General features: G+C 65.3%; 12 protein-coding genes and 1 pseudogene. 5 read left to right on the top strand and 8 right to left on the bottom strand.

Annotated features, from left to right (window positions below; genetic code table 11):
• Together J1C48_RS10475 and J1C48_RS10470 are read right to left on the bottom strand one after the other, a co-directional pair.
• Nucleotides 1-217: pseudogene (locus J1C48_RS10475) on the bottom strand (IS630 family transposase); the annotation flags it as partial.
• Nucleotides 218-298: 81 nt separating this feature from the next.
• The gene (locus tag J1C48_RS10470) at nucleotides 299-1,234 is read right to left on the bottom strand and encodes an alpha/beta fold hydrolase (protein ID WP_231081674.1); all 936 of its coding nucleotides are present in this window, start codon (nucleotides 1,232-1,234) and stop codon (nucleotides 299-301) included.
• A gap of 238 nt (nucleotides 1,235-1,472) precedes the next feature.
• Here J1C48_RS10470 and J1C48_RS10465 point away from each other — a divergent pair, with 238 nt between their 5' ends.
• Complete coding sequence (locus J1C48_RS10465) at nucleotides 1,473-2,663, top strand: ribonuclease T2 family protein (protein ID WP_207257775.1); 1,191 nt, start codon at nucleotides 1,473-1,475, stop codon at nucleotides 2,661-2,663.
• Nucleotides 2,664-2,747: 84 nt separating this feature from the next.
• Here the strand turns inward: J1C48_RS10465 and J1C48_RS10460 are convergent, their stop codons facing one another.
• Both J1C48_RS10460 and J1C48_RS10455 read right to left on the bottom strand, forming a co-directional pair.
• Complete coding sequence (locus J1C48_RS10460) at nucleotides 2,748-4,637, bottom strand: extracellular solute-binding protein (protein WP_231081675.1); 1,890 nt, start codon at nucleotides 4,635-4,637, stop codon at nucleotides 2,748-2,750.
• Between the two features lie 602 nt (nucleotides 4,638-5,239).
• Nucleotides 5,240-13,084, bottom strand: a complete 7,845-nt coding sequence (locus tag J1C48_RS10455) for an apolipoprotein A-IV repeat region-like domain-containing protein (RefSeq protein WP_207257774.1) — start codon at nucleotides 13,082-13,084, stop codon at nucleotides 5,240-5,242.
• Between the two features lie 402 nt (nucleotides 13,085-13,486).
• Between J1C48_RS10455 and J1C48_RS10450 the strand changes: the two genes are divergently transcribed.
• The gene (locus tag J1C48_RS10450) at nucleotides 13,487-13,873 is read left to right on the top strand and encodes an Hpt domain-containing protein (RefSeq protein ID WP_207257773.1); all 387 of its coding nucleotides are present in this window, start codon (nucleotides 13,487-13,489) and stop codon (nucleotides 13,871-13,873) included.
• 212 nt (nucleotides 13,874-14,085) lie between these two features.
• Nucleotides 14,086-14,406 (top strand): 2Fe-2S iron-sulfur cluster-binding protein, encoded by a 321-nt coding sequence (locus tag J1C48_RS10445; protein ID WP_207257772.1) that lies wholly within the window; start codon nucleotides 14,086-14,088, stop codon nucleotides 14,404-14,406.
• 162 nt (nucleotides 14,407-14,568) lie between these two features.
• Here J1C48_RS10445 and J1C48_RS10440 read toward each other — a convergent pair whose 3' ends face one another.
• On the bottom strand, nucleotides 14,569-15,177 hold the full coding sequence (locus J1C48_RS10440; RefSeq protein WP_207257771.1) for a DUF922 domain-containing Zn-dependent protease: 609 nt from the start codon (nucleotides 15,175-15,177) through the stop codon (nucleotides 14,569-14,571).
• Nucleotides 15,178-15,347: 170 nt separating this feature from the next.
• On the opposite strand from J1C48_RS10440, the gene folP reads away from it, so the two are divergent.
• Together folP and folK are read left to right on the top strand one after the other, a co-directional pair.
• Nucleotides 15,348-16,208, top strand: coding sequence for a dihydropteroate synthase (gene folP, locus J1C48_RS10435; protein ID WP_207257770.1), 861 nt, complete (start codon nucleotides 15,348-15,350; stop codon nucleotides 16,206-16,208).
• Entirely contained in the window at nucleotides 16,205-16,714 is a 510-nt protein-coding gene (gene folK / locus J1C48_RS10430; protein WP_207257769.1) for a 2-amino-4-hydroxy-6-hydroxymethyldihydropteridine diphosphokinase, read from the top strand. Before folP ends, folK begins: the two co-directional genes overlap by 4 nt.
• Before the next feature lie 103 nt (nucleotides 16,715-16,817).
• On the opposite strand, the gene J1C48_RS10425 is transcribed toward folK, so the two are convergent.
• From J1C48_RS10425 to J1C48_RS10415, 3 genes are all read right to left on the bottom strand, one after another.
• The gene (locus J1C48_RS10425; RefSeq protein WP_207257768.1) at nucleotides 16,818-17,351 is read right to left on the bottom strand and encodes a hypothetical protein; all 534 of its coding nucleotides are present in this window, start codon (nucleotides 17,349-17,351) and stop codon (nucleotides 16,818-16,820) included.
• A gap of 107 nt (nucleotides 17,352-17,458) precedes the next feature.
• Nucleotides 17,459-18,544, bottom strand: a complete 1,086-nt coding sequence (locus J1C48_RS10420; RefSeq protein ID WP_207257767.1) for a YcjF family protein — start codon at nucleotides 18,542-18,544, stop codon at nucleotides 17,459-17,461.
• The gene (locus J1C48_RS10415; protein WP_207257766.1) at nucleotides 18,541-19,992 is read right to left on the bottom strand and encodes a YcjX family GTP-binding protein; all 1,452 of its coding nucleotides are present in this window, start codon (nucleotides 19,990-19,992) and stop codon (nucleotides 18,541-18,543) included. The genes J1C48_RS10420 and J1C48_RS10415 overlap by 4 nt, the downstream gene beginning before the upstream one ends.
• Nucleotides 19,993-20,077 lie beyond the last annotated feature (85 nt).

Raw genomic sequence — 20,077 nt, 5'->3', positions numbered from 1 at the left:
CGATGATGGCGTCTTGATAGGGGCCGAGCTTGCCCGATCCCGCCGGGCGGCCTTGCTTGAGCGGTGCCACCGACCCCGTTGCGGCATAGCGGGCCTGCACCCGCACCGCCGTCGATGGCGCCACTTCGAACCGCGCCGCCATCGAGCGACGCGACCCGCCCGCCTCGATGCCCCGAACGATCCGAAACCGCAGATCTGCTGAAACTGCTTTCCCCATGGCGCACCTCCAGCACCACAGAATCAGACTTCAGCAAAAAACGGAACCCCTGGATTCAGACTTCACGCCCGATGCTCTAAATCAGCCGGTCACGTCGAGAAGAAAGGCGATCAGGCTGGCCATCGCCGGCTCGCGATAGGGCGCGGTTTCAAGCAGCGTCTCGTGCCGCGCGCCGGGCACAACCAGATGCTGGACGTGTTCGCAGCCGATCGCCTCCATCGCCGCGGCCAGCTCTGCGATCGCCTTGCCGTTGCGCGTGGCGGGATCTTCCGATCCGCCGAGAAGATGGATCGGCAGCTCCGGCGGCAGCAATGACAGACCGGCCTTCGAGCCGCCTTCAAAGACCAGCCGGGTGATGTCCTCCATCATCGAAACGGTTGGCGTAATGCCGCAGAGCGGATCGGCGATATAGGCGTCGACCACCGCCGGATCGTGGCTCAGCCAGTCGAAATCCGTTCGTCGGGGCAAGATCGTCTTTGCCCAACTATCGAATATCATCCGCCGCGACAGGTCGCTGGCGACGTCCGAGCCTTTCAGCGCTTTTTCGACCTTCAGCGCCATCCGGCCGACACGCCGGTCGAGCCCGAGCGCGACGTCGGCGTTCCAGATACAGAGCCCAGCCAAATCGCGGCCGAAGCGCTCCCCGTAGTTGAGGGCGATGTGACCACCGAGCGAATGGCCAAGGACGATGACAGGCAGCGGGCCGCACGTCTCCAGCGCGTGCACATGCACCGCCCGGCAGTCGCGCAGCAGCTTCTCCGCTCCGCCCGAGGTCGCGAAGCGGCGCAGTGGTGCGTCCGGGGCGACGGTCGAGCCGTGGCCGCGATGATCGTGGGCGAAAACGTGAAAGCCTTGCTCAGCGATCGCGCTGGCAAAGGCCCCATAGCGCCTGGCATGCTCGGCCAGCCCGTGGTGGACGAGCAAAATGCCGCGGGGATCGATGCGTGCAGCGGTCTGAAACAGGTGAAGCGTTGCGCCGGAGCGGCTCTCGAGAGACTTTTCTTCGTCGAAATGCAACGCGTTCCTCGTTATTGGCTGCCATTGTCTGATCAGCATAGACTCATGGGGCTCAGGCGGAAAAGCGGAATCGCGGCTGACTGGCGTCGACACGCCGATTGTGGAGGCAGCGCGCGCTTCAGGCGATCGCCGGCGATCGGTTGCTACCGGAGCGCGGTTTACCCATCCGCTCATGTGACGTAATTTGCAACGTGTGCGGTCAGTCGTGCGCGCCGCCGGACATGGGGGAAGTTTGGTGATGCGTTGGTCTCTTGGTGCTGCCGGTCCGGCTGCTCTTTTCCTCGCGACGGCGGCTCCGGCGCAGCAACCGCTGGAAGGATTCGTGATCGCCCGCAAGGCTTGCGACGCGACCACCGAGATCCGCGGCGGCGGAAAAAGCGACGGGACCAGGCTCGAAATCAACCACGCCTATGGTCTCCTCGGCGAGAATAAGGCGCAAGGCCGGTATTATGCCGTCGTCGTCCCGGATGCCGATCCGCCGCGGCGCTGGATCGCCAAGGACTGCGGCGATTGGGTGAAGCTCGTCACCGAGGGCAAGGGCGCCGCCGATCCGGGCGAGATCGTCGCCGTCGAGGGTGCGCCGCAAGCAAGCGGCAAGGTGCCAACGGCACCGACGGCGGCGGGCGGAGGGTCCACCGCCGGCGCGCCGGCGACCGCCGCCGAAGCGGGCCCGATGACCGCCGCCGGTTCATCGTCCGCAACTTCGGTTTCGCCCGCCAAGACGGCGATGGGGTCGAAGGATGGGGCGTCACAGAAGCCTCACACGGCGTTCGTCTTTGCCATCAGCTGGCAGCCGGCCTTCTGCGAGGGCCACCACGGCAAGGCGGAATGCGCCTCGCAGACGCCGCAGCGTTTCGATGCCAGTCACTTCAGCCTGCACGGCCTTTGGCCGCAGCCGCGCTCGCGCAGCTATTGCGGTGTCTCGGCGAGTCTCAAGGCCGCCGCCGATTCCGGCCAATGGGGCAAGCTGCCGGCGGTCGACCTCTCGTCCGCCACCCGCGACGCGCTGAAGGTGGCGATGCCCGGGACGCAGTCCGGCCTCGAAAAGCATGAGTGGCTGAAGCACGGCACTTGCTATGGCAAATCGGCGGAAGACTATTTTGAGGACAGCCTCACCATTCTGGATCAGATCAACCGCTCCGTCGTGCGCGATCTTTTCGCCCATGCGATCGGCAAGACGCTGACCCGCGGCCAGATCCGCAAGGCGTTCGACGAGGCCTTCGGTGATGGCGCAGGCGAGCGTGTCCGGGTTGCCTGTACCGGCAGACGCGATCGCCGGCTGATCGGCGAACTGACGATCGGCCTGTCCGGCCACATCAGTTCCGTCCCCGATCTCGCGGCGCTGATCGCCGCGGCGAGGCCGACCGACGGCGGCTGCGATCAAGGGATCGTCGATCCGGTCGGATTCCAGTCCTCCGACGCCAAATAAGGCGGAGCGCTTCCCGGCGCTGCTTCTTTCGGGCAGCATCCGGCGACGGTCGAGATCAAGCCGCCCCGGCGTGACGGCATGCGCTCAATTGCCGGCTTTGCTGTCGCTTGTGGCCGAAGCGTCTTGCGCTGGCGGCGGTGTCCGTCCATCGTCCTGGCGCCAGAAGGTCGGCAGCTGATAGCCGTAGAGCGGCGTCTTCTCCGGATGTTTGATGAACGACCAGCGGGCAAGCCGCTGCTCCGGCAGGTGGAACAGCGGCACGACATAATAGCCGGAGATCAGCACCCGGTCGTAGGCGCGCACGGCCGTCACGAAGTCCTCCCGCGAGCGGGCGGTGACGATCTTGTCGATCAGCGCGTCGATCGCGGGATCGGAGGCGCCGGCATAGTTGAATGAGCCGTGGATGTCCTTGGCCCGTGATCCCCAGCGGTAGAATTGCTCGGCGCCCGGCGACAGCGAGGCCGAATAGGCGTTGATGATCATGTCGTAATCGAAGGCATCCTTGCGGGCCTGATACTGGGAATCGTCGACCAGCCGGACATTCATCTGGATGCCCAGCCGCGCGAGCGTGCGCTGATAGGCCAGCGCCATTTTTTCCTGCGAGGGCGACTGGACCAGCACTTCAAAGCTGAGCGCCGCTCCGTTGGGGCCCACGAGCTGGCTGCCCTTGAATGTGTAGCCGGCCTTTTCGAAGATCTGCAGCGCCGCGCGCAGCACCTTGCGATCGAAGCCGGAGCCGTCGCTGACGGCCGGCTTGTAGGTGCCGTCCATCACGTCCGGATCGACATCGCCGGGATAGGGCGCGAGCAGCTTCTTCTCCGCCTCGCTCGCCGGGCGTCCGAGCGCCGAAAGCTCCGATCCTTGAAAGAACGAGCCGGTGCGCTGATAGGCGCCATAATAGAGATTGCGGTTGGCCCACTGAAAATCGAACAGCATGGCGAGGGCCTTGCGCACCTCTTTGTCGGCGAAGATCGGACGGCGGGTGTTGAACACGAAGCCGAGCATGTTGGCCGGCGCGCCGGTGTGAAAGCTCTCTTTGATCACCCTGCCGTCCTTGGCCGCCGGGAAGTCGTAGGCGGTGCGCCAATGGTTCGGGTCGCCCTCCAGATAGACGTAGCAATTGCCCTTCTTGAAGGCTTCAAACTGGGCGTTGGAATCGCGGTAATAGTCGACGATGACCGTATCGTAGTTGAAATAGCCTTTTCGGATCGGGAGATCCTTTCCCCAATAATTCGGGTTCTTCTTGTAGGTGATCTGCTGTCCGGGTTTGACATTGGCGATCACATAGGGGCCGGAACCGATCACCGGCTTCAAGGTCGTCTGCTCGAAGGTCTTTTCGTCGAAGGCGTGTTTCGGGAGCACCGGCAGACCGGCGATCAACAGCGGCGTCTCGCGATCCGCCGTCTTGTCGAAGGTGAACCGGATGCCGTGTTCGCCGACCTTCTCGATCTTCACCGCCGGGCGTAGCCAATTGGCATAGAGTGGCCGACCATGCTCGCGCAGCATCTTCACCGTGAACAGGACGTCGTCGGGCGTCACCGGCTGGCCATCGGAAAACGTCGCGTTCGGATCGAGCTGGAACTCGACGAAGCTGCGCTTGTCGTCGGTCTCGATGCTCTTGGCGAGCAGGCCATACATGGTGAAGGGCTCGTCGGGCGAGCGCTGCATCAGCGGTTCGAAGACGAGGCTGCCGAATTCCTTGTCGAACCAGATCCCCCGCGCCGTGGTCAGCGCGCCGCGGACGATGACCGGGTTGAGATTATCGAAATTGCCGAAGACGCAATAGCGCATTGTCCCGGTCTGGGGGGCTTGGGCGTTGACGAAAGGCAACTGCTTGAAATCGGCGGGAAGCGCGGGATTGCCCTGCATGGCGATCGCGTGCTGCGGCCCGGGATCGGCGGCCTGGCCTTGGCTCGGCGCAAAACTGAACAGGCTCAAGGCGGTGAGACCGATGGCGGCGAGGTGCTGTCGCATAGCGAACGTCCCGGATTGCGAGCGACGACGGTGCCGCTGTCAGAAGGGCCCCGTTTGCGACGCGCCATGTGGAGGCGGGCGACGCGGGCCTTGGAAGCGAGCCGGCTTCACCACGCAAAGCCGGCGATTTTCGGATCGTTCCCCACACCGATGGCCGTCAGACTAGAGCATGGTGCCGAAAAGTTGCATGACTTTTCGGGTCACATCATGCGGCAAAACAATGGCTTAGAGCGGAATGGCGATTCCAGTTTATCGCATTCCGCTCTATAGCATCGGCCCGAAAATCGGAATCGATTTTCGGCAAAGCACGATCCGTCGATTCAAAGGGTGAGAGCGACCTTTCTGCGTCCGATAGGACGCAGGGCGCTCAAATCCGCTTTGCGAGCTTTGCCCACCGGGCATTGTCCGACGCTGGTCGGTCACAAAAACAATGACCCCGGGATTAGAGCGGAATGCGATAAACTGGATCGCCATTCCGCTCTAAGCCATTGTTTTGCCGCATGATGTGACCCGAAAAGTCATGCAACTTTTCGGCACCATGCTCTAGACGATCCCGGGGCCTTTGATTGGGTCGTTGCGAGCGGGCCGGAGGACCGATGGTGTCAGCTATCGAACCGTCCCGAGGCATGGGCGAGCATTGTATAGACCTTGCCCGTGTCGGAGGACAGGTAGCTGCGCGAGACGCGGCTTTCCGGATCGTTGCGGGAAATGTCCTGCAAAAGCGCCTCGAAGTCGGCGATGTAGCGGTCCACCGCCGCCTGGAACTCGGTGTCGCGCTGGTACTTGCGGCGGATGTCGTCAAAGGTCTGCTGGCCCTGCATGGTGTAGAGCCGGCGGGTGAAGACATTCTGCTCGCCGCGGCGATAGCGGTCCCAAAGGTCGACTGAGGCGTTGTGATCGATCGCCCGGGCGATGTCCATGGACAGCGAGTTCAGCGATTCCACCACGTGATCGGGCGAGCGCTCAGGCGTTGCAGGCGTGCGGCCGACGCTTGGCAAGACCGCCGTCGGTTGCTGCTGGGGTTTGCCGAGATCGGTGCTGATCGGCTCGTCATCCTCCGACGCCCGGCGCAAGAGGCTCGACACCCAGCCGGTGCCACGATCCACCGGACGCTCGCTCGACGCGCGCGGCGGGTCTGCCGGCCGCAGCGGCGTGTTCGTCGCGGCTTTGCTGGTGCCGATCGAACCGGTGCTGCCGAGGCTTGACCCGGTGGACGAACCGGTCCCGCTTTGAACGGCCCGGGCGGTGCTCGGCGTCGTCTGGGTTTGGCCGCGCAGATCGCTCGCGGTCGGCTTTTGCGGCTCGCTGCGCGGCGGATCGAAATTCGAGCCGCGCAGGTCGCGGGCGAGATTGCCGTCGGTCATGAACGAGGCGGCGATCTCCCGCTCGACGTCGAAGGCGTCATCGTCGCTGAAGTCGAACTCGGGCTTTGACGGCTCCGGCTCAGGCTGTTTGGCCTGCGGCGCGGCTGGACGAGCGGGCTCGGGGCGGAGCGGCCGCTGCGGCTTTGGTTGCGAGCGGTCGCCGATATCGAGCGCACGGCCTGACTGGGAAACGATGTCCGACAGCTCCCGCAGTGCGCGGATCTGGTCGGAGACCGCTCGCCGCATCGCTTCGGTGCTGGTGCGGGTCTCCTCCGGCAGCTCGAACACGCCGCGCTTGATCTCGGTGCGGGCGGTGTCGAGTTCGGAACGGATGTCGCCGGCCGCCTGACGGATGGTCTCGGTCGAACGCTCGAAGCGGGCACCGGCGTCCTCCAGAGCGTTCTGGATGGTCTCGCGCAGTGTTGCGGCGGTCTGGCGCGACCGCTCCTCGGCCTCGATCATCTGACGATCGACGTCGCCGAGCTTTGTGCCGACTTCGCTGGCAAGACGCTCGGAGATCAGCCGCGAGCGCTGCTCGGTCCGGTCGAACAGGCCATTCACCACCTCTTCGAAGGAGCGCATGAGGCCGCCGATTTCCTCGGATCGGGTGACGAGATTGCTTGACAGCTCGTCGAGACCGGCATGACCGCCCTCGACCACCGAACGCAGGCTCGCTTCACGGTTCTCCAAGAGACCGACGGTCTCGGCGAGGACGGTGCTGTGTTCCTGGAAGCGATCGGCCATCGACGCGACCTTCGAGAAGGCCGAGAGCGAAAGCTTGTCCAGACGGTCGATATTGCTGTCGAGCATCCGGGCGCTGAGCGAAATCGAGTTGGTGGCCTTCTCGGCATCCTTGGTAAAGCGCTGGCTGCTTTCCCGCAGCACGCCGTCGATGGCGCCGAGATTGCTGGCCGTCTCCTCGACCAGCCCACGCAGCGAACTGGACGTCTGGGCGAGACGGCCGATCAGCGAGCCGACGTCGCGCTGGAGCTGCTCGCGCATCTCGCCGACCATGCCCACCGTCGAGGCAGCCTTTTCGTCGAGGGCTCCGAGGATTGCGTCAGACGATTCCGACAGCTGGGCAATCGTCTCCTGCGCCCGGCGGCCGAGAGCCGCGGCGAGCGAAGCGTTTTCGGCTCTCAGCTTCTCGGCTGCTTCGCGGGTGCTGAATTGCAGCAGCTTGGCGAGTTCCGTGCCGCCGTCGCCGATCTGCGACAGCATCGGGCGGGCTTCCTCGTCGAGAATGCGGCTGATTTCGGCGTTACGGGCCGACAGCATGGCGGCGAGGTTGCGGGTCTTTTCCTCCAGATCCTCGTTCATCATCCGGGTGCGGGTGGCGAGCGCCCGCTCGGCGTCGTTCATCCGGCCCGAAAGCTCGTCGCCGACCGAACCGGCGCTGTCGAGCAGCGCGACGCGGGCGCGCTCGGTCTCCAGGCGGATGATTTCCGAGATCGCCGCAATCTGCTGCGACAGGTCATTGCCGCGATTGGCGATCTCGTCGCGGATGGTCTCAGCATCGTTGGCCAGATGGCCGGAGACGGTGGCAACTTCGCCGCGCAGCTGGGCCACGACGCCAGCCACTTCGCTTCGCAGCGCCTCGGACGAACCGACCATCTCGTCGCGGAGCCGGGCGGTCGAAGCCTCGATCTGACCGCTGACCGGACTTGCCTCCAGAAGGTCGGAGAGCCGCCGGGTGACGCTGGCGAGTTCCGCGGAGAAGGTCTCGGCCTTTTCTTCCAGCGCCGAGGCAATGTCGCTGGTCGCGGCGCGCATGGCGCCGGACGCACCGGTGACGCGGGCAGAGAAGTCCTCGCTATTGGTGCGAAGTGCCGCTTCGGCCTGCTGGGCAAGCTCGTTCATCCTGGCGACCGTTTGGGCGAACTCGTCGCTCATCCGGCCGGCATCGCCGGTGAGATGCGCCCGGTTGAGATCGGTGATCCGGCGCAGTTCCTGACCGGCCGAGAGCACACGCTCGGCAAACGTCTCGGCGTTGCGGTCGAACTCGCTCGCCACCGAGCCGGAAATACCCGACAGTGTGTCGACCAGCGCCAACCGCTGCTGAGCGAGTTGCTCGCGCACCGCGTCGGCCTCCTGACGAATGTCGCCGGAGAGCTGGGCGATCTGGGTCGCCAGGGCCTCGGCCTCGGTGGCAAAGCGTGAGCGGGAATCTTCCGACAGCGAGCGGATGACCTCGGCCGAGCCGCTGATCGTCTCGGCGATGCGGCCGCCCTCGCTGACCAGCCGGCTACCGGCCGTCTCTGTGCGCTCGGCCAGTTCGTTGGCAAGAGTGCCAAGCCGTTCCGTGAGCCGCTCGGCCTCGCTGGCGATGCGCTGGCGGGCGTCCTCGCTAGCCGCGTCGAACAAATGGGAGATGTCGTTGACGCTGGTCGAGACCTTGGCGGCCTCGGCCATCAGGCCCTCTCGAGCTCGATCGGCCTCCTGTGCCATCGCGGCGGTCGCCTGAGCGACGGTGCCGCGGATCGCCTCGGCGATCGACGTGGTGCGGCTGTTGAGCGTGTTCTCGACATTGCCGAGGCCGCGCTCCAGCGCCGAGGCGATGGCCTCGGTACGTTGATCGATGGCGCCGACGAGGTTGGAAGAACCGCCCTCAAGCGCCGAGAGCAGATCGTCGCGTCGGGTTTCCATCGCCAGAGAGATGTCGCTGACCGACTGTTCGATCGTCCGCCGCATGTCGTCGGCGCGATCTTCAAGCGTTGCCGCGGCTGAGCCAACCGCCCCCTCGATCACCGACGCAAGGCTGTCGCGCCGGGCCTCGAAGGCCGTCGCCAGCTTAAGATCCGCCTCGAACAGCGCGTCGGAAAGCGCGGCGATGCGGTCTTCCAGCGTCGAGTCGAGCGCCGTGCGGCCGCTTTCGATCTGGGCGCTGAATTCGTCGCGGCGTTTGTCGAGGGCCGAGAGGATGGTCCCTTCAGATCCATTGACGATCGCCTGGATGGCACTGAGGCGCTGGTCGAGGCCTTCGACCAGAATGCCGCGGGCGTCCTCGATGATGGCGCGCAGGGAGGCGGTGCGGGAGTCGAGGTTCTCGCCGACACGGTTGATCCGCTCTTTGATCTCCTCTTCGAGCACGCCGATGCCGCGGTCGAGGGTCGAGCCGATGGCGTCGCGGCTGCCGTTCAGTAGGCCGCTGAGACGCTCGATGCGCTCGTCGATGCTCTCGCGGATACTCACGTCGGCGCCTTGCGAGGCAGCCTTCAGCTCGTCGATGCGGGTGGCGATCGTTTCGCTCAAGGACAGGCCGGTTCCTTCCAACTCGCCGGACAGGCCGCCGATGCCGGAGGTGATGGCGTTGCGCAGCGTCTCGACTTCCGAGTTCAGGCTGCTTTCCAGCTCCGTCTTGGCATTTTCGGCCGCGGTGTTGAGGCGGGCGAGACGCTCGTCGAGACCTTCGACGACCATCGCCAGCGCGCTCTCGATGGCGACGAGCTGGCTGCCGGCGGACACCGAAAGATGGTCCTCGAAGCTCTGTGTCCGCTCGTCGAGTTCGCTGCGGAAGCGGCCGGTCTCGGCCTCGAGCGTGCCGATGAGAGAGGCGCGGGTGTCTTCCAACGAGGTGCCGAGGGAGCCGATGCGCTCGGCGATCTCCTCGACGATCGAGGCGACAATCTCGTCGAATCCGGTGGCGATGCCCCGCAAGCGCTCATTGATCGCGGCGGCCACGCGAACCGGCATCTCGTCGCCGAGATGCTGCAGTGCCTGCGCGCGCTGATCGAGAATTTCCGCGAGGTCGTTCTTGCGGGCGTCGAAGCTCTGGGTGAGCGTCCGCTCGGCGGTGTCAAGCAGCTCGGCACTGGCCTGAAGACGATCGGCAAGGCCATTGTCGAGCGCCGTGGACCGCTGGTCTAAGCCTTCAAGCAGTGCTTGAGATTTTTCGTCCAAAGATTTGATGAAGTTGGAATTTTCTCCATCGATCGATTGTTCGATCTTGGCGCCGCGCTCGGCCAATGTCGCGGCGATCTTCTCGATCCGCCGGTCGAGCGAATTGACGATCGAATCCTCCGACATCGACAACAGCTGCTCGATGGCGCTGCGCCGCTCGTCGAAAAGCGAGGAGAACATTGCCGCCTGGTCGTCGAGACCGCGGGTGAGCGCGCCCTCTGCCGTGCCGACCGCCTGCCGGACCTCATCGACTACGGCTTCGATGCGTTCGGCCACCTTGCCGGTTTTGATGCCCATGTCGTCGGCGAGGATGCGCTGGGCATCGTCGATTGCCCGGGTGAAACGCCCGGCATGCTCGGCGAACGAGTTTTCCAGATGCTGGACGCGGGTCGCGAAGCTCGCCTCGAAGCCGTCGGCGACGCGGCCCATGACCGCCTCGATCTCGTCGCGGCGGGCGGTGAGGACGCTTTGAATGTGCTCGGCGGCGTTTTCCAGCTTGTCGGTGACCTGGCCGGCGCGCTCGTTAATCGCGTCGATGCGGCTGTCGGCGGAAAGGTCGAGCGACAGAAGGCGCGCGTCGAGGGCTTCGGAGAGGGTGTTGACACGCTCGGTCATCAGCGTGTTGAGGCCGCTCTCGCGCTCATTCAACAGCACGCGCAGTTCGTCGGTGCGGGCCTTCAGCGTGGTGTCGGCGGTAACGACGGCGCTCTGCGTCAGCTCGGAGATGTCGGCATTGCTCTTCGCGAAGGCGCCGAGGATCTCGCGGGTGCGTTCGGCCAGGGTCTGCGCGAAGGTGTTCGAGCGGTCGGTGATGGCGCTCGAGATCCGATCGCTCGAAACCTCGATGGCGTTGGCGCGATTCTCGATCGCCGCGATGAGGGCCGGGCCGCGCTCGTCGAAGGCCTTCTCGATGACCTCGATGCGCTGGTCGAGGCCGCCGAGCGTGTCGGTGTTGCTCTCCGCCAACAGCTGCCGGATGCGGGTGGCGCGACCTTCCAGCTCGACCTCGGCGGTCTTGAGGAAGCGGCTGCCGGTCTCCTCCAGCCGCTCGCGGCGGCCGTCGATCTCTGTCACCAAGCCGGTCTGGAACGCCTGGCCCTGCGTCTCGATGGCCTCCAGCCGCTCGTTGAACAGCGTGTCGAGCCCGTCGAGGAAGGTCTCGCCCTGAAGGCGCAGGGTCAGGGCGCGGTCGTCCAGCGCCTCGGCGAGGCCAGCGATGAACTTGTCGCCATATTCCGCCAGCATCTCGGTCCGCGAGCGCACCAGACCGGTGGCCGCATCGGCCGAGGCGATCATGCGGCTGACGACCTCCGTGCCGATCGCGGTGAGCTGGCCGGTGAGGTCGGTGGCGCGAGCGTTGAGCGCTTCGCTGGTTTCGCGCATGCCGTCGCCGAGCGCGCTGCTCTTTTCGTCGAAGCTGGCGAGCAGCGCCTGGCTGCGGGTTTCGAATTCTCTGGCAAGCAGTGCGGTGCGCTCGTCGAGGGCGCGGGTGATCTCGTCGCCGACCGAGCCGATCTGGCTGGTGGCGTTTTCGGTGGTGAAGGACATGTCGGCGACCAGGCGATCCGACAGATCGGTGAGCCGCGTGTCGAGCTCGGCGCTCTTGGCTTCAAAGAGTTCGGTGAGTCGGGCACCGCGGGCTTCGACGTCCTCGGCGATGGCGCGGCTGCGGGCTTCGTGCTCGCGGGCCAGCGTGTCGTTGGTCTCACGCATGCGCTGCGCGGCGTCTTCGGCCGTCGCGGCGATGTGGCCGACCAGGGCGCCCGAGTCGTTGCCGATGATCTGGGCAATCTCGCCGGCGCGCTCGCCGAGGAAGGCGACGATCTTGGTGCTGCGCTCCTCCAGCTCTTCACCGATGCGCCCCGAGCGATCGTCGAGATCGCCAGTGATCTGTTCGCTGACGCCGATCAGCTTCTGGCTGGCCTTGGCGGCCGCCTCTTCGAAGCGGTTGAGCAGCGACTCGCCCTCGCTCAGCATCTGCTCGCGCAAGGTTCGGCTGCGGCTTTCCAAGAGGTCGGAGAGCTGCTCGTTGTTGGTCTCGTATTCGCGGGTAAAGGCGGCGCTACGCTCTTCGATCAGCGCGGTGAAGCGCTGCGAGGCCTCTTCGATGCGGGCAAGCACGGTGTCCGAGGTGGTCTCGACGTCGCCGACGAGACGCTGGTGCGAGCCAAGAACCGCGGACCGCAGCCGCTCGGCATGGGAGAGCATCGCCTCGCGCTCGGAGCCGAGATCCTGCACGAGGGTCCGGATCTTGACCTCGTTGTCGGCATAAGCCCGCTCCAGTGCGCTGACCTCGTCGCGCACCAGATGTTCGAGGTCGGATGTGCGCGACAAGGCGCGCTCGACACCCTCGGCGAGGCCGGAGATTTCGCGGCGAACGGCCTGGCCGACGCTCATCACCCGTTCGGTCGCGACGTTTTCAGGCTCGGCGAGGCGCATCGCCACCTCGGCGAGCGAGCGGCTCATCAGCCGCATGTCGGCTGAGCGGCGGATCATCAAGCCGGCGGCAATGAACAGGATCGGCGGCAACAGGGCGATCGCGGCGAGCACCAGCAATTCGCCCTGGCGGAGCGGATCGGCAAGGCCCGACGTCAGGCTGGAGAGATTGCTGCCATAGATCGAGGTGGCGCCAAATGCGACGCCGCCGAGCCACAGGGCCGAAAGGCCGAGGGCGATCCAGATCGGCGTTTTCGACGCGCGGCGCTGCAGCAGCGCTTCAGCCCAGACCGCGGCGCGGCGATCCTCGTCATTGGCCGGCCGCTGGGTGTAGGCGCGGGGGTGCTCGGGCTCGGGCGCGCGGCGCTCCGAAGCTCCGCCGCCGGGCGCCTCATTGGCCTGTGTTTTGGTCTCGGCTTCAGGAGCGGTGCGCGGCGCGGCGTTGGCGCGTGCCCCCGCCACGCTCGCTGCCGCTGCTGCGGCGCCTTCGGTCCGGACCGACACGGCTTCGTCACTGCGCAGCTCGGTGGCCGTCGCGCTGATCTGCCGCTCGAAATCGTCGAGCGAAAGCGAGGCCTCGATGGCTTCTTCAAAGGTCGCATCGTCCAGGCGGTCGGTGACGGCGCCCACTTGCGCCTCCGGCTCGGCCTTCTCGTCGGCGCCGCCCATCTGGAGTTCAGCCAGGGCCTCTTCCAGCTCGCTTACGGCGTCGTCGGAAAGCTGTTCGAAGGGTTTCGTCTTGGACATGGCCGTTGCGCCTCGATACTCAATGGATCCGTTACCGACTTGCCGAAGGGAGTGCGGCTTCTGCCGCTCCGCCCCTTGCGACCAGCACTGGTGTTTCGGCCGAGCCAATCATGCTTCGACCGAGGGCTTAGAGCCCACGGAATTTCACTTTAAATGTTAGTGGCGCGGCGGATTGAAAGAAACCGTAAAGCCGCGCAATCCCTCAAAGTTTAAACATAAGGTTAACACTGATTGCGGAAATGCAAATTATTTCGCTGTCAGCCCTGTGGAGAAAGGGATTGCGCCGACTCGACCCGGGCAGCTTTTGTCGGCATTTTCGCCGCGAGCTTAATCAATTCCATACCAAAGCGCGAGACCCTGCTGTGATGGGAGGTTCCGTCCAAGGCCATATCGGAGCAAATTATGGCGCATGCCATCAAACTCGAATGCGAGCTCGAAACCGCCGCCACCGCAGGCGAGAGCGGATCGTGCCCGTCGCGGTGTTCGCCAATCGACCTCGTTTATCTCGCTCGGCAAACGGCAGGTGACCAGGCGCTGGAGAGCGAAGTTCTTGGCCTTCTGGTCATTCAGATCGAACGCGCGCGGCCGATCATCGCGACGGCGCTGGAGGAGGAGCGCGCGCGAATCGCCCACTCCCTGAAAGGGGCGGCCCGCAATCTCGGTGCGTTTCGGTTGGCCGACGCGGCCGAGCAGTTGGAAAGAACGCCGGGCGATCTGGACGCCGTGGCCGCGCTGGTCGCCGAACTCGACGACACCGCCGCCTTCGCCCGCGAACTCGCCCGACGTTGAGCGCAGAAGTCCTGCACGGCGTCGTTGATGACGAAGCGCGGCGGCGGGACGCTGAGTCGCGTCATGGCCGTGGCTTGCGGTAAGAAATGCCGCCGTTTCGATTGACTCCGGCGGTGCGGTCTCTCTAACACCATTCTAACAAGGCGCTGGCCGTCGTCATCGCGGTCGGTCGCCGGCTTGACCGATGACGCTGAAATCAGGGCCTGCCGGGCATGACGAAGATCACATTTCAGACCGCGGACGGGGCGCGCTACGATCTCGACGCGGCCGACGGCACCACGGCGATGGAAAATGCCGTGCGCAATGACGTGCCGGGGATCGATGCGGAATGCGGCGGCGCCTGCGCCTGTGCGACTTGTCACGTCTATGTCGACGAAGCCTGGCGGGAGAAAGTCGGCGAGCCCGAGGCGATGGAAGAAGACATGCTCGACTTCGCCTTTGAGCCGCAGCCGAACTCCCGCCTCTCGTGCCAGATCAAGTTGCGGCCGGAACTCGACGGCCTCATCTTGCACGTTCCCGAACAGCAGAGCTGAGCCGAGCGTCAGAGTGTCGGATGCGGCGGCATCGTCGTCTGGCTTCGGGGTGGCGGCGGTTGACGGGCTGACCCACCGTGTCCGCTATGGTCGGCGCTCCCAAGCCTCGAAGCTGCGCATCGGGCTTTGCTGAAAATTGATTTCGACTTTCTGGCCGATGCGTTAGCGGCTTTGAGCGGCGTCCATTGCCCGCGCCAAGGCACGATGGAGGCGGAAATTCACCTCGCGGCCCTCGACCGTGTCGAATTCCAGCTGTGCCCGCTCGTGGCTGGCGAGATAGCGGGCGGCGACGGTGTTCACTTTCGCTTCCATCTCCGGGCAGGTTTGCTCCGGGCTCAGATTGCGGATCGCCGATTCCATCCGCTTCACGTGATTTTTGGCGATCGCGGCATGGCCGTCCTCGTGCCGCTTGATGTCGGCGGCGAGCGTGTCCCAGATCAGCTTGGTGCGGGCATCGACCCCTCGCGGCGGGATCCATTTCGGCAAGGTGATCTTCAGGGTCAACGACATATGGGCCTGGTCGACCGCACATCCCTGGGGCGTTTGCTTGTAGGTGATCTTGCCGCCGAAGGTCACTTCGGTCACGCCGGGATGGCGGGCTCCGGTTGCGGCGACATAGGGGCTATGGCTGTTGAGACTGCGGTCGAGTTCATTGAGCGTCTTGCCGCGGATGATAAAATAGCTGGTCGTTTCCCGGATCGTCGCGGCATTTGTGCAGACAGGCAGCATGATCAAAAGTGCGGCCGCAAGCCGGATCGATTTCATCATCATGTGCGTCGCCCTTATGAAAAAATGCCAAAGAAACGAAGGGTTACGTTAGATCAACGCGAAGCTGAGGCAAGCCGTGGCGACACGGCGATTGCGCAATCTTTTCGCGAAGGTTACCCAAATGACGCTGGCGGTTCGGTTCTGCCGGACGCGCAGGCAGGGAGTGCGACAACATGGAAGCAATCGAGCCGCGCGGCGGTGTTTGGAAGCTTGCCCACGGGCGGAGTCTCGAACTTGGTGCCTGCGCCACCATCATGGGCATTCTCAACGCCACACCGGATAGCTTTTCCGATGGTGGCCGATACGCCTCGGTCGAAGCGGCGGTCGACGAGTCGTTGCGGATGCTGGATCAGGGCGCGACGATCATCGATATCGGCGGGGAATCGACCCGGCCCGGCGCGACGCCCGTCGACGCCGCCGAGGAACAACGCCGGATCATGCCGGTGATCGCAGCGCTGGTGCAGCGCTCCGACTGTCTGATTTCGGTCGATACCTACCGTTCCGAGACCGCGCGGCTGGCGATCGCGGCGGGTGCCCATATCGTCAATGACGTGTTCGGCGCACAAAAGGATCCGGCGATCGCCAAGGTCGCGGCGGAAACCGGCGCCGGCCTTTGTTTGATGCACACCGGCCGTGAGCGCGACACGCTGCCGGACGTGATCGCGGACCAGTTTCTCTTCTTGCGCCGCTCGCTCGAGATCGCGGCCGAGGCAGGAGTCGCCAAGGAGGCGATCGTGCTCGATCCCGGTTTCGGCTTTGCCAAGGACGGGCCGGAAAATCTTATTCTGCTCGCCCGGATGCCGGAGCTTCTGGCGCTCGGGCATCCGCTGCTCGTCGGCACCTCGCGCAAGCGCTTCGTGCGCAGCACGATCGGCCGGGAGGATCCCGAGCCCGATATCGCCTCGGCGGCGACGAGCGTGCTCTTACGCGAGCGCGGTGCCGACATCTTCCGCGTTCACAATGTGCCGGCCAATCGCGACGCGCTGGCGATCGCCGATGCGATGCGCCGGGCGCTGAAGGGGGAGCGCTGGTGAGGGTGCGCGCGCTTGTCGGGCTCGGCGGCAATCTCGGCGATCCGGCAGAGACGATGGCAGCGGCGCTGCGGGCGATCGACGCGCGGTCGGATTGCCGGGTGTGCGCGGTGTCACGGCTCTTTCGCACGCCGCCCTGGGGCAATACGGATCAGCCGGCGTTTCTCAACGCCTGCGCCGCACTCAATACGGATCTGACGCCGCGGGCGCTGCTCGATCTCTGCCTGGCGACGGAGCGCCAATTCAAGCGTGTGCGCAGCGAGCGCTGGGGACCGCGCACGCTCGATCTCGACGTCTTGGACGTCGACGGCGAGGCGTATCACGATAACACGCTGACATTGCCGCATCCGCGTCTGACCGAACGTGGTTTCGTCCTGGTGCCGCTCGCCGATATCGCGCCGGATGCCGTCATCGCCGGCGCGACCGTGGCGGCGCATCTGGCGTCCATCGCTCGGGATGGCATCGAGGCGCTCGGCCCCGAGCGGGATTGGTGGCACGAACGCCGTTAGCGCGCCCTGCGTCCGATCGGACGCAGAAAGGACGCGCGATCGGATCGAGTCGATACATCGGCTTTGCGACCGGCGGCCATACGGGCTGCTGGAGACGACGGGATTACTCCGACAGCGCGCTCTGGCGCATGCCGCCCTGCCGCTTCAGATTCATCCCGATCACGGGGACGAGCTGCGAGGCGACCTTCACCGAAACGGTGATTGACAGCGCGTCGTCGTCCTCCAGCCGGGCGATCATCGCGCCTTTCAGCTTCTTGCGGTCGAGGCCGACGACAATATGGTCGTCCATCACTTGGCCGGAAACGATGTCGAGGCCCTTGCCCTTGGCGCCATCCTGAAACGCGCCGCGATAGCTGCGACCGGAGCGGACCACCTCGGCATGCATCGGTTGGGAGAACAGGCCGACGCGGCAGGAGCCGTCGAGCTCGACGCCCACCGCCTTCTCGTTCTGATTTCCGGAGAAAGTGCAGACGAACTTCGTGCCCTTATATTTGCCGGCGACGATCTCGCCCGGCCCAGACCACTGGCCGGTGACGCGCCTGAAGAAGGCTTCGTCGCTATCGGCTCTCGCCGGCGCGATGCCTGCGGCAGACAAAGCGAGGGTGAGGGCGAGACTGGCCGTCAGCAAACGCGACATGGACAAACCTTCCTGGGTGGAAATCATTTACCATGTCATTGTCTCTTCAAACGGTTAATCAAGCCTTTCAACCATCGCTGGGGCATCGCTGGGGCGCCTCCCGGATCTTAGGGAGTGCGGCGCGTCTCGGCGCCGGAACTGGCGGTCAGTTCGGAGAGAATGGCGCCGATCCGCGGCCGTTTGGCGCGCAGAAAGGGCATTGGCCGACACAGATCCATCGCCGCGAGACCGACGCGGGCCGTCAGCAGCCCGTTGACGATGCCTTCGCCGAGCCGCTGCGACAGCCGGGCGGCGAGGCCATGGCCGATCACCTCCTGCACCAGACTGTCGCCGACCGCGATCGAGCCGGTGACGGCGAGATGGGCCAGCACGTCACGGGTGAGCTTGACGAGGCCGAGGGCGCCGGGCCGCGCGCCGTAAAGCTCTGACATCTTGCGGATCAGCTTGATGTTCTCAAACACCACATAGGCGACGTCGACGATCGCCTTGGGGCTGACAGCGGTGACGACCGACACCCGTTTGGCCGAGGCCAGCACCAGCGCCCGGGCCTTAAGGTCGAGCGGGCCGAGCATGTGCGTTTCGGCGAGTGCGATCAGATCTGCGCCGTCGATGACCTCGTCCTTCAGGCTGGCGATCTCGGCCCGGCCGCGCGCGGTCTCCGGACGATCCGAAAGCAGCGTTTCGAGGGTCGAAACGGCAAGCCTGGCCTCAGGCAAGGAGTCGGCGCGATAGGCGGCGAGCGTCCGCTGGCGTTCGCGATCGACGGCGCCGAGGCGCATCACGCCGATGGTCTCGCGAATGACGATGCCGAACGCTGCGACGAGGGCGACACCGGCGAGCGCCAAGGCGGTCCAGCCGAGCCATTCGTTGCGTTGGAATAGATCGCGCACGACGGCATCGACGGCAAGTCCGATCGCCAGGGAGAACAGGACACTGAGCGAGCCGAGCAAAAGCTTGCCGAAGGAAAAGCCCCGGCGGGTCTCGATCTCCGGCTCGTCGTCGTTGCGGCGATCGGCGTCGATCGCGTCTTCCGGATCGAGTGCGATCCGGTCGATGGCGGCGAACGAGCGTGGCAGACGCGTCTCGCCGGAGGCAGGGTCGCTCTCGGCGCGGCGTTCGGCTTGTCCGGTCGCCGTGCCGGGCAGATCGAAGGCGCCGGGCGCCCGGCGGCGTTGGTCGCGTTCGTCACTCATTGCAGGCGATCTCCCAACAGGAACTCCAGGGCCCGGTCGAGGCGGATATGGGGAAGCGACAAGATCAGCCCCTCGGTGCTCGGCTGCAGTTTGGGTGGGCGGAAGCGCACAAAGCGTAGCGAGCCGGGCTCGATGCCGTTCTGCGGATCGAAGAGCCGCCGTGGATCATCAGGCAAGTCGCCGGGGAAGACGGCGGTCTCGGTCTGGCCGTCGAAGCTGCGTTTGCCGATCGTCTCGCCCTTGGCTGGCGTGCCGACGATCACCGGCAACGCCTCGCCGGCGTCGGTGATCGTCGCCTCGCGGGTGGCGCGCACGGCGGCCATGGCGAGCATGTCGGTCTTGGCGCCGGAAAACTTCGCCCGTGCTACCGCGTCGTCGACGATCTGGCGGACGATCGCCTCCAGCCGGCGATGGCTTTCGCGATGGAGATGATCGGCTTTGGTTGCGGCGACGAGGATGCGGTCGATCCGTCGTGTCAGGAAGCCGCCGAGCCAGGTTGATCGCCCTGGCCGGAAACAGCCGAGGATGTCGGTGAGGGCGGTTTCAAGGTCGGCGACTGCTTCCGGGCCGGCATTGATCGCCTGCAGCACATCGACCAGCAGGATTTGCCGATCGAGACGGGCGAAGTGATTGCGAAAGAACGGTTTGACGACGACCGTCTTATAAGCCTCGTAGCGCCGGGCCAGATGCGCCGCCATCGAGCCCTTGGGATACGTCCTGCCCGGTTCGACCGGCAACGGCGCGAAGGTGAGGGCGGGCGAGCCGTCGAGATCGCCCGGCATCAGGAAGCGGCCGGGCGGCAAGGTCGACAACGCCGAACCATCGGCGCGGCAGGCTTTGAGGTAATCGGCGAAGGCGGCGCTGAGATCGCGGGCCGTCACCTCGTCGGCGGCCGCTTCGGGATCGACACTGGCCAGTTTTTGCAGAAACGGCCCCGCCTCCTTTTGCCGCGAGGGGAGCTGCGCGCGCTCCAGCGCCTCGGCGGAAAAGGCGGTAAAGTCCTTGTCGAGCAACGGCAGGTCGAGCAGCCATTCACCGGGATAGTCGACGATATCGATGGTCAGCCGCCCGCCCGGAAGCATGCGGCGCCAGCTGGAGGCGGATTCGAAGGCGACGGTGAGCCGCAGTTCCGAAATTGCCCGGGTGGATTCCGGCCAGACCCGCTCTTCGACGATCCGCCGAATGTGGTCTTCATATTGAAAGCGTGGCACCGCGTCGTCGGGCTGCTCCTCGAGATCGGCCCCGAGGATGCGGCCGTTCGCCTGCGCCTTGAACAGCGGCAGGCGGCCGCCCGAGAGGAGGTTATGGACGAGAGCGGTGATGAACACCGTCTTGCCTGCCCGCGACAGGCCGGTAACGCCGAGGCGAAGGGTCGGATGGAAGATCGACGCGGTCCGATCGGTGAAATTGTCGAAGACGAGGCGGGCCTCGTCGGCAATCGATGTCATGGGCGGCGTGGATCTTTACGGTGGGACAGGGCGATGAAGGTTGCCCCAGATATAGGGACGGCGGCATGGCGTTCGAAGAGGCGCC

Origin of the sequence: Jiella flava (assembly GCF_017349315.1) — a bacterium.
Classification (GTDB): domain Bacteria; phylum Pseudomonadota; class Alphaproteobacteria; order Rhizobiales; family Rhizobiaceae; genus Jiella; species Jiella flava.
This window is presented reverse-complemented; position numbering and strand designations above follow the sequence as displayed.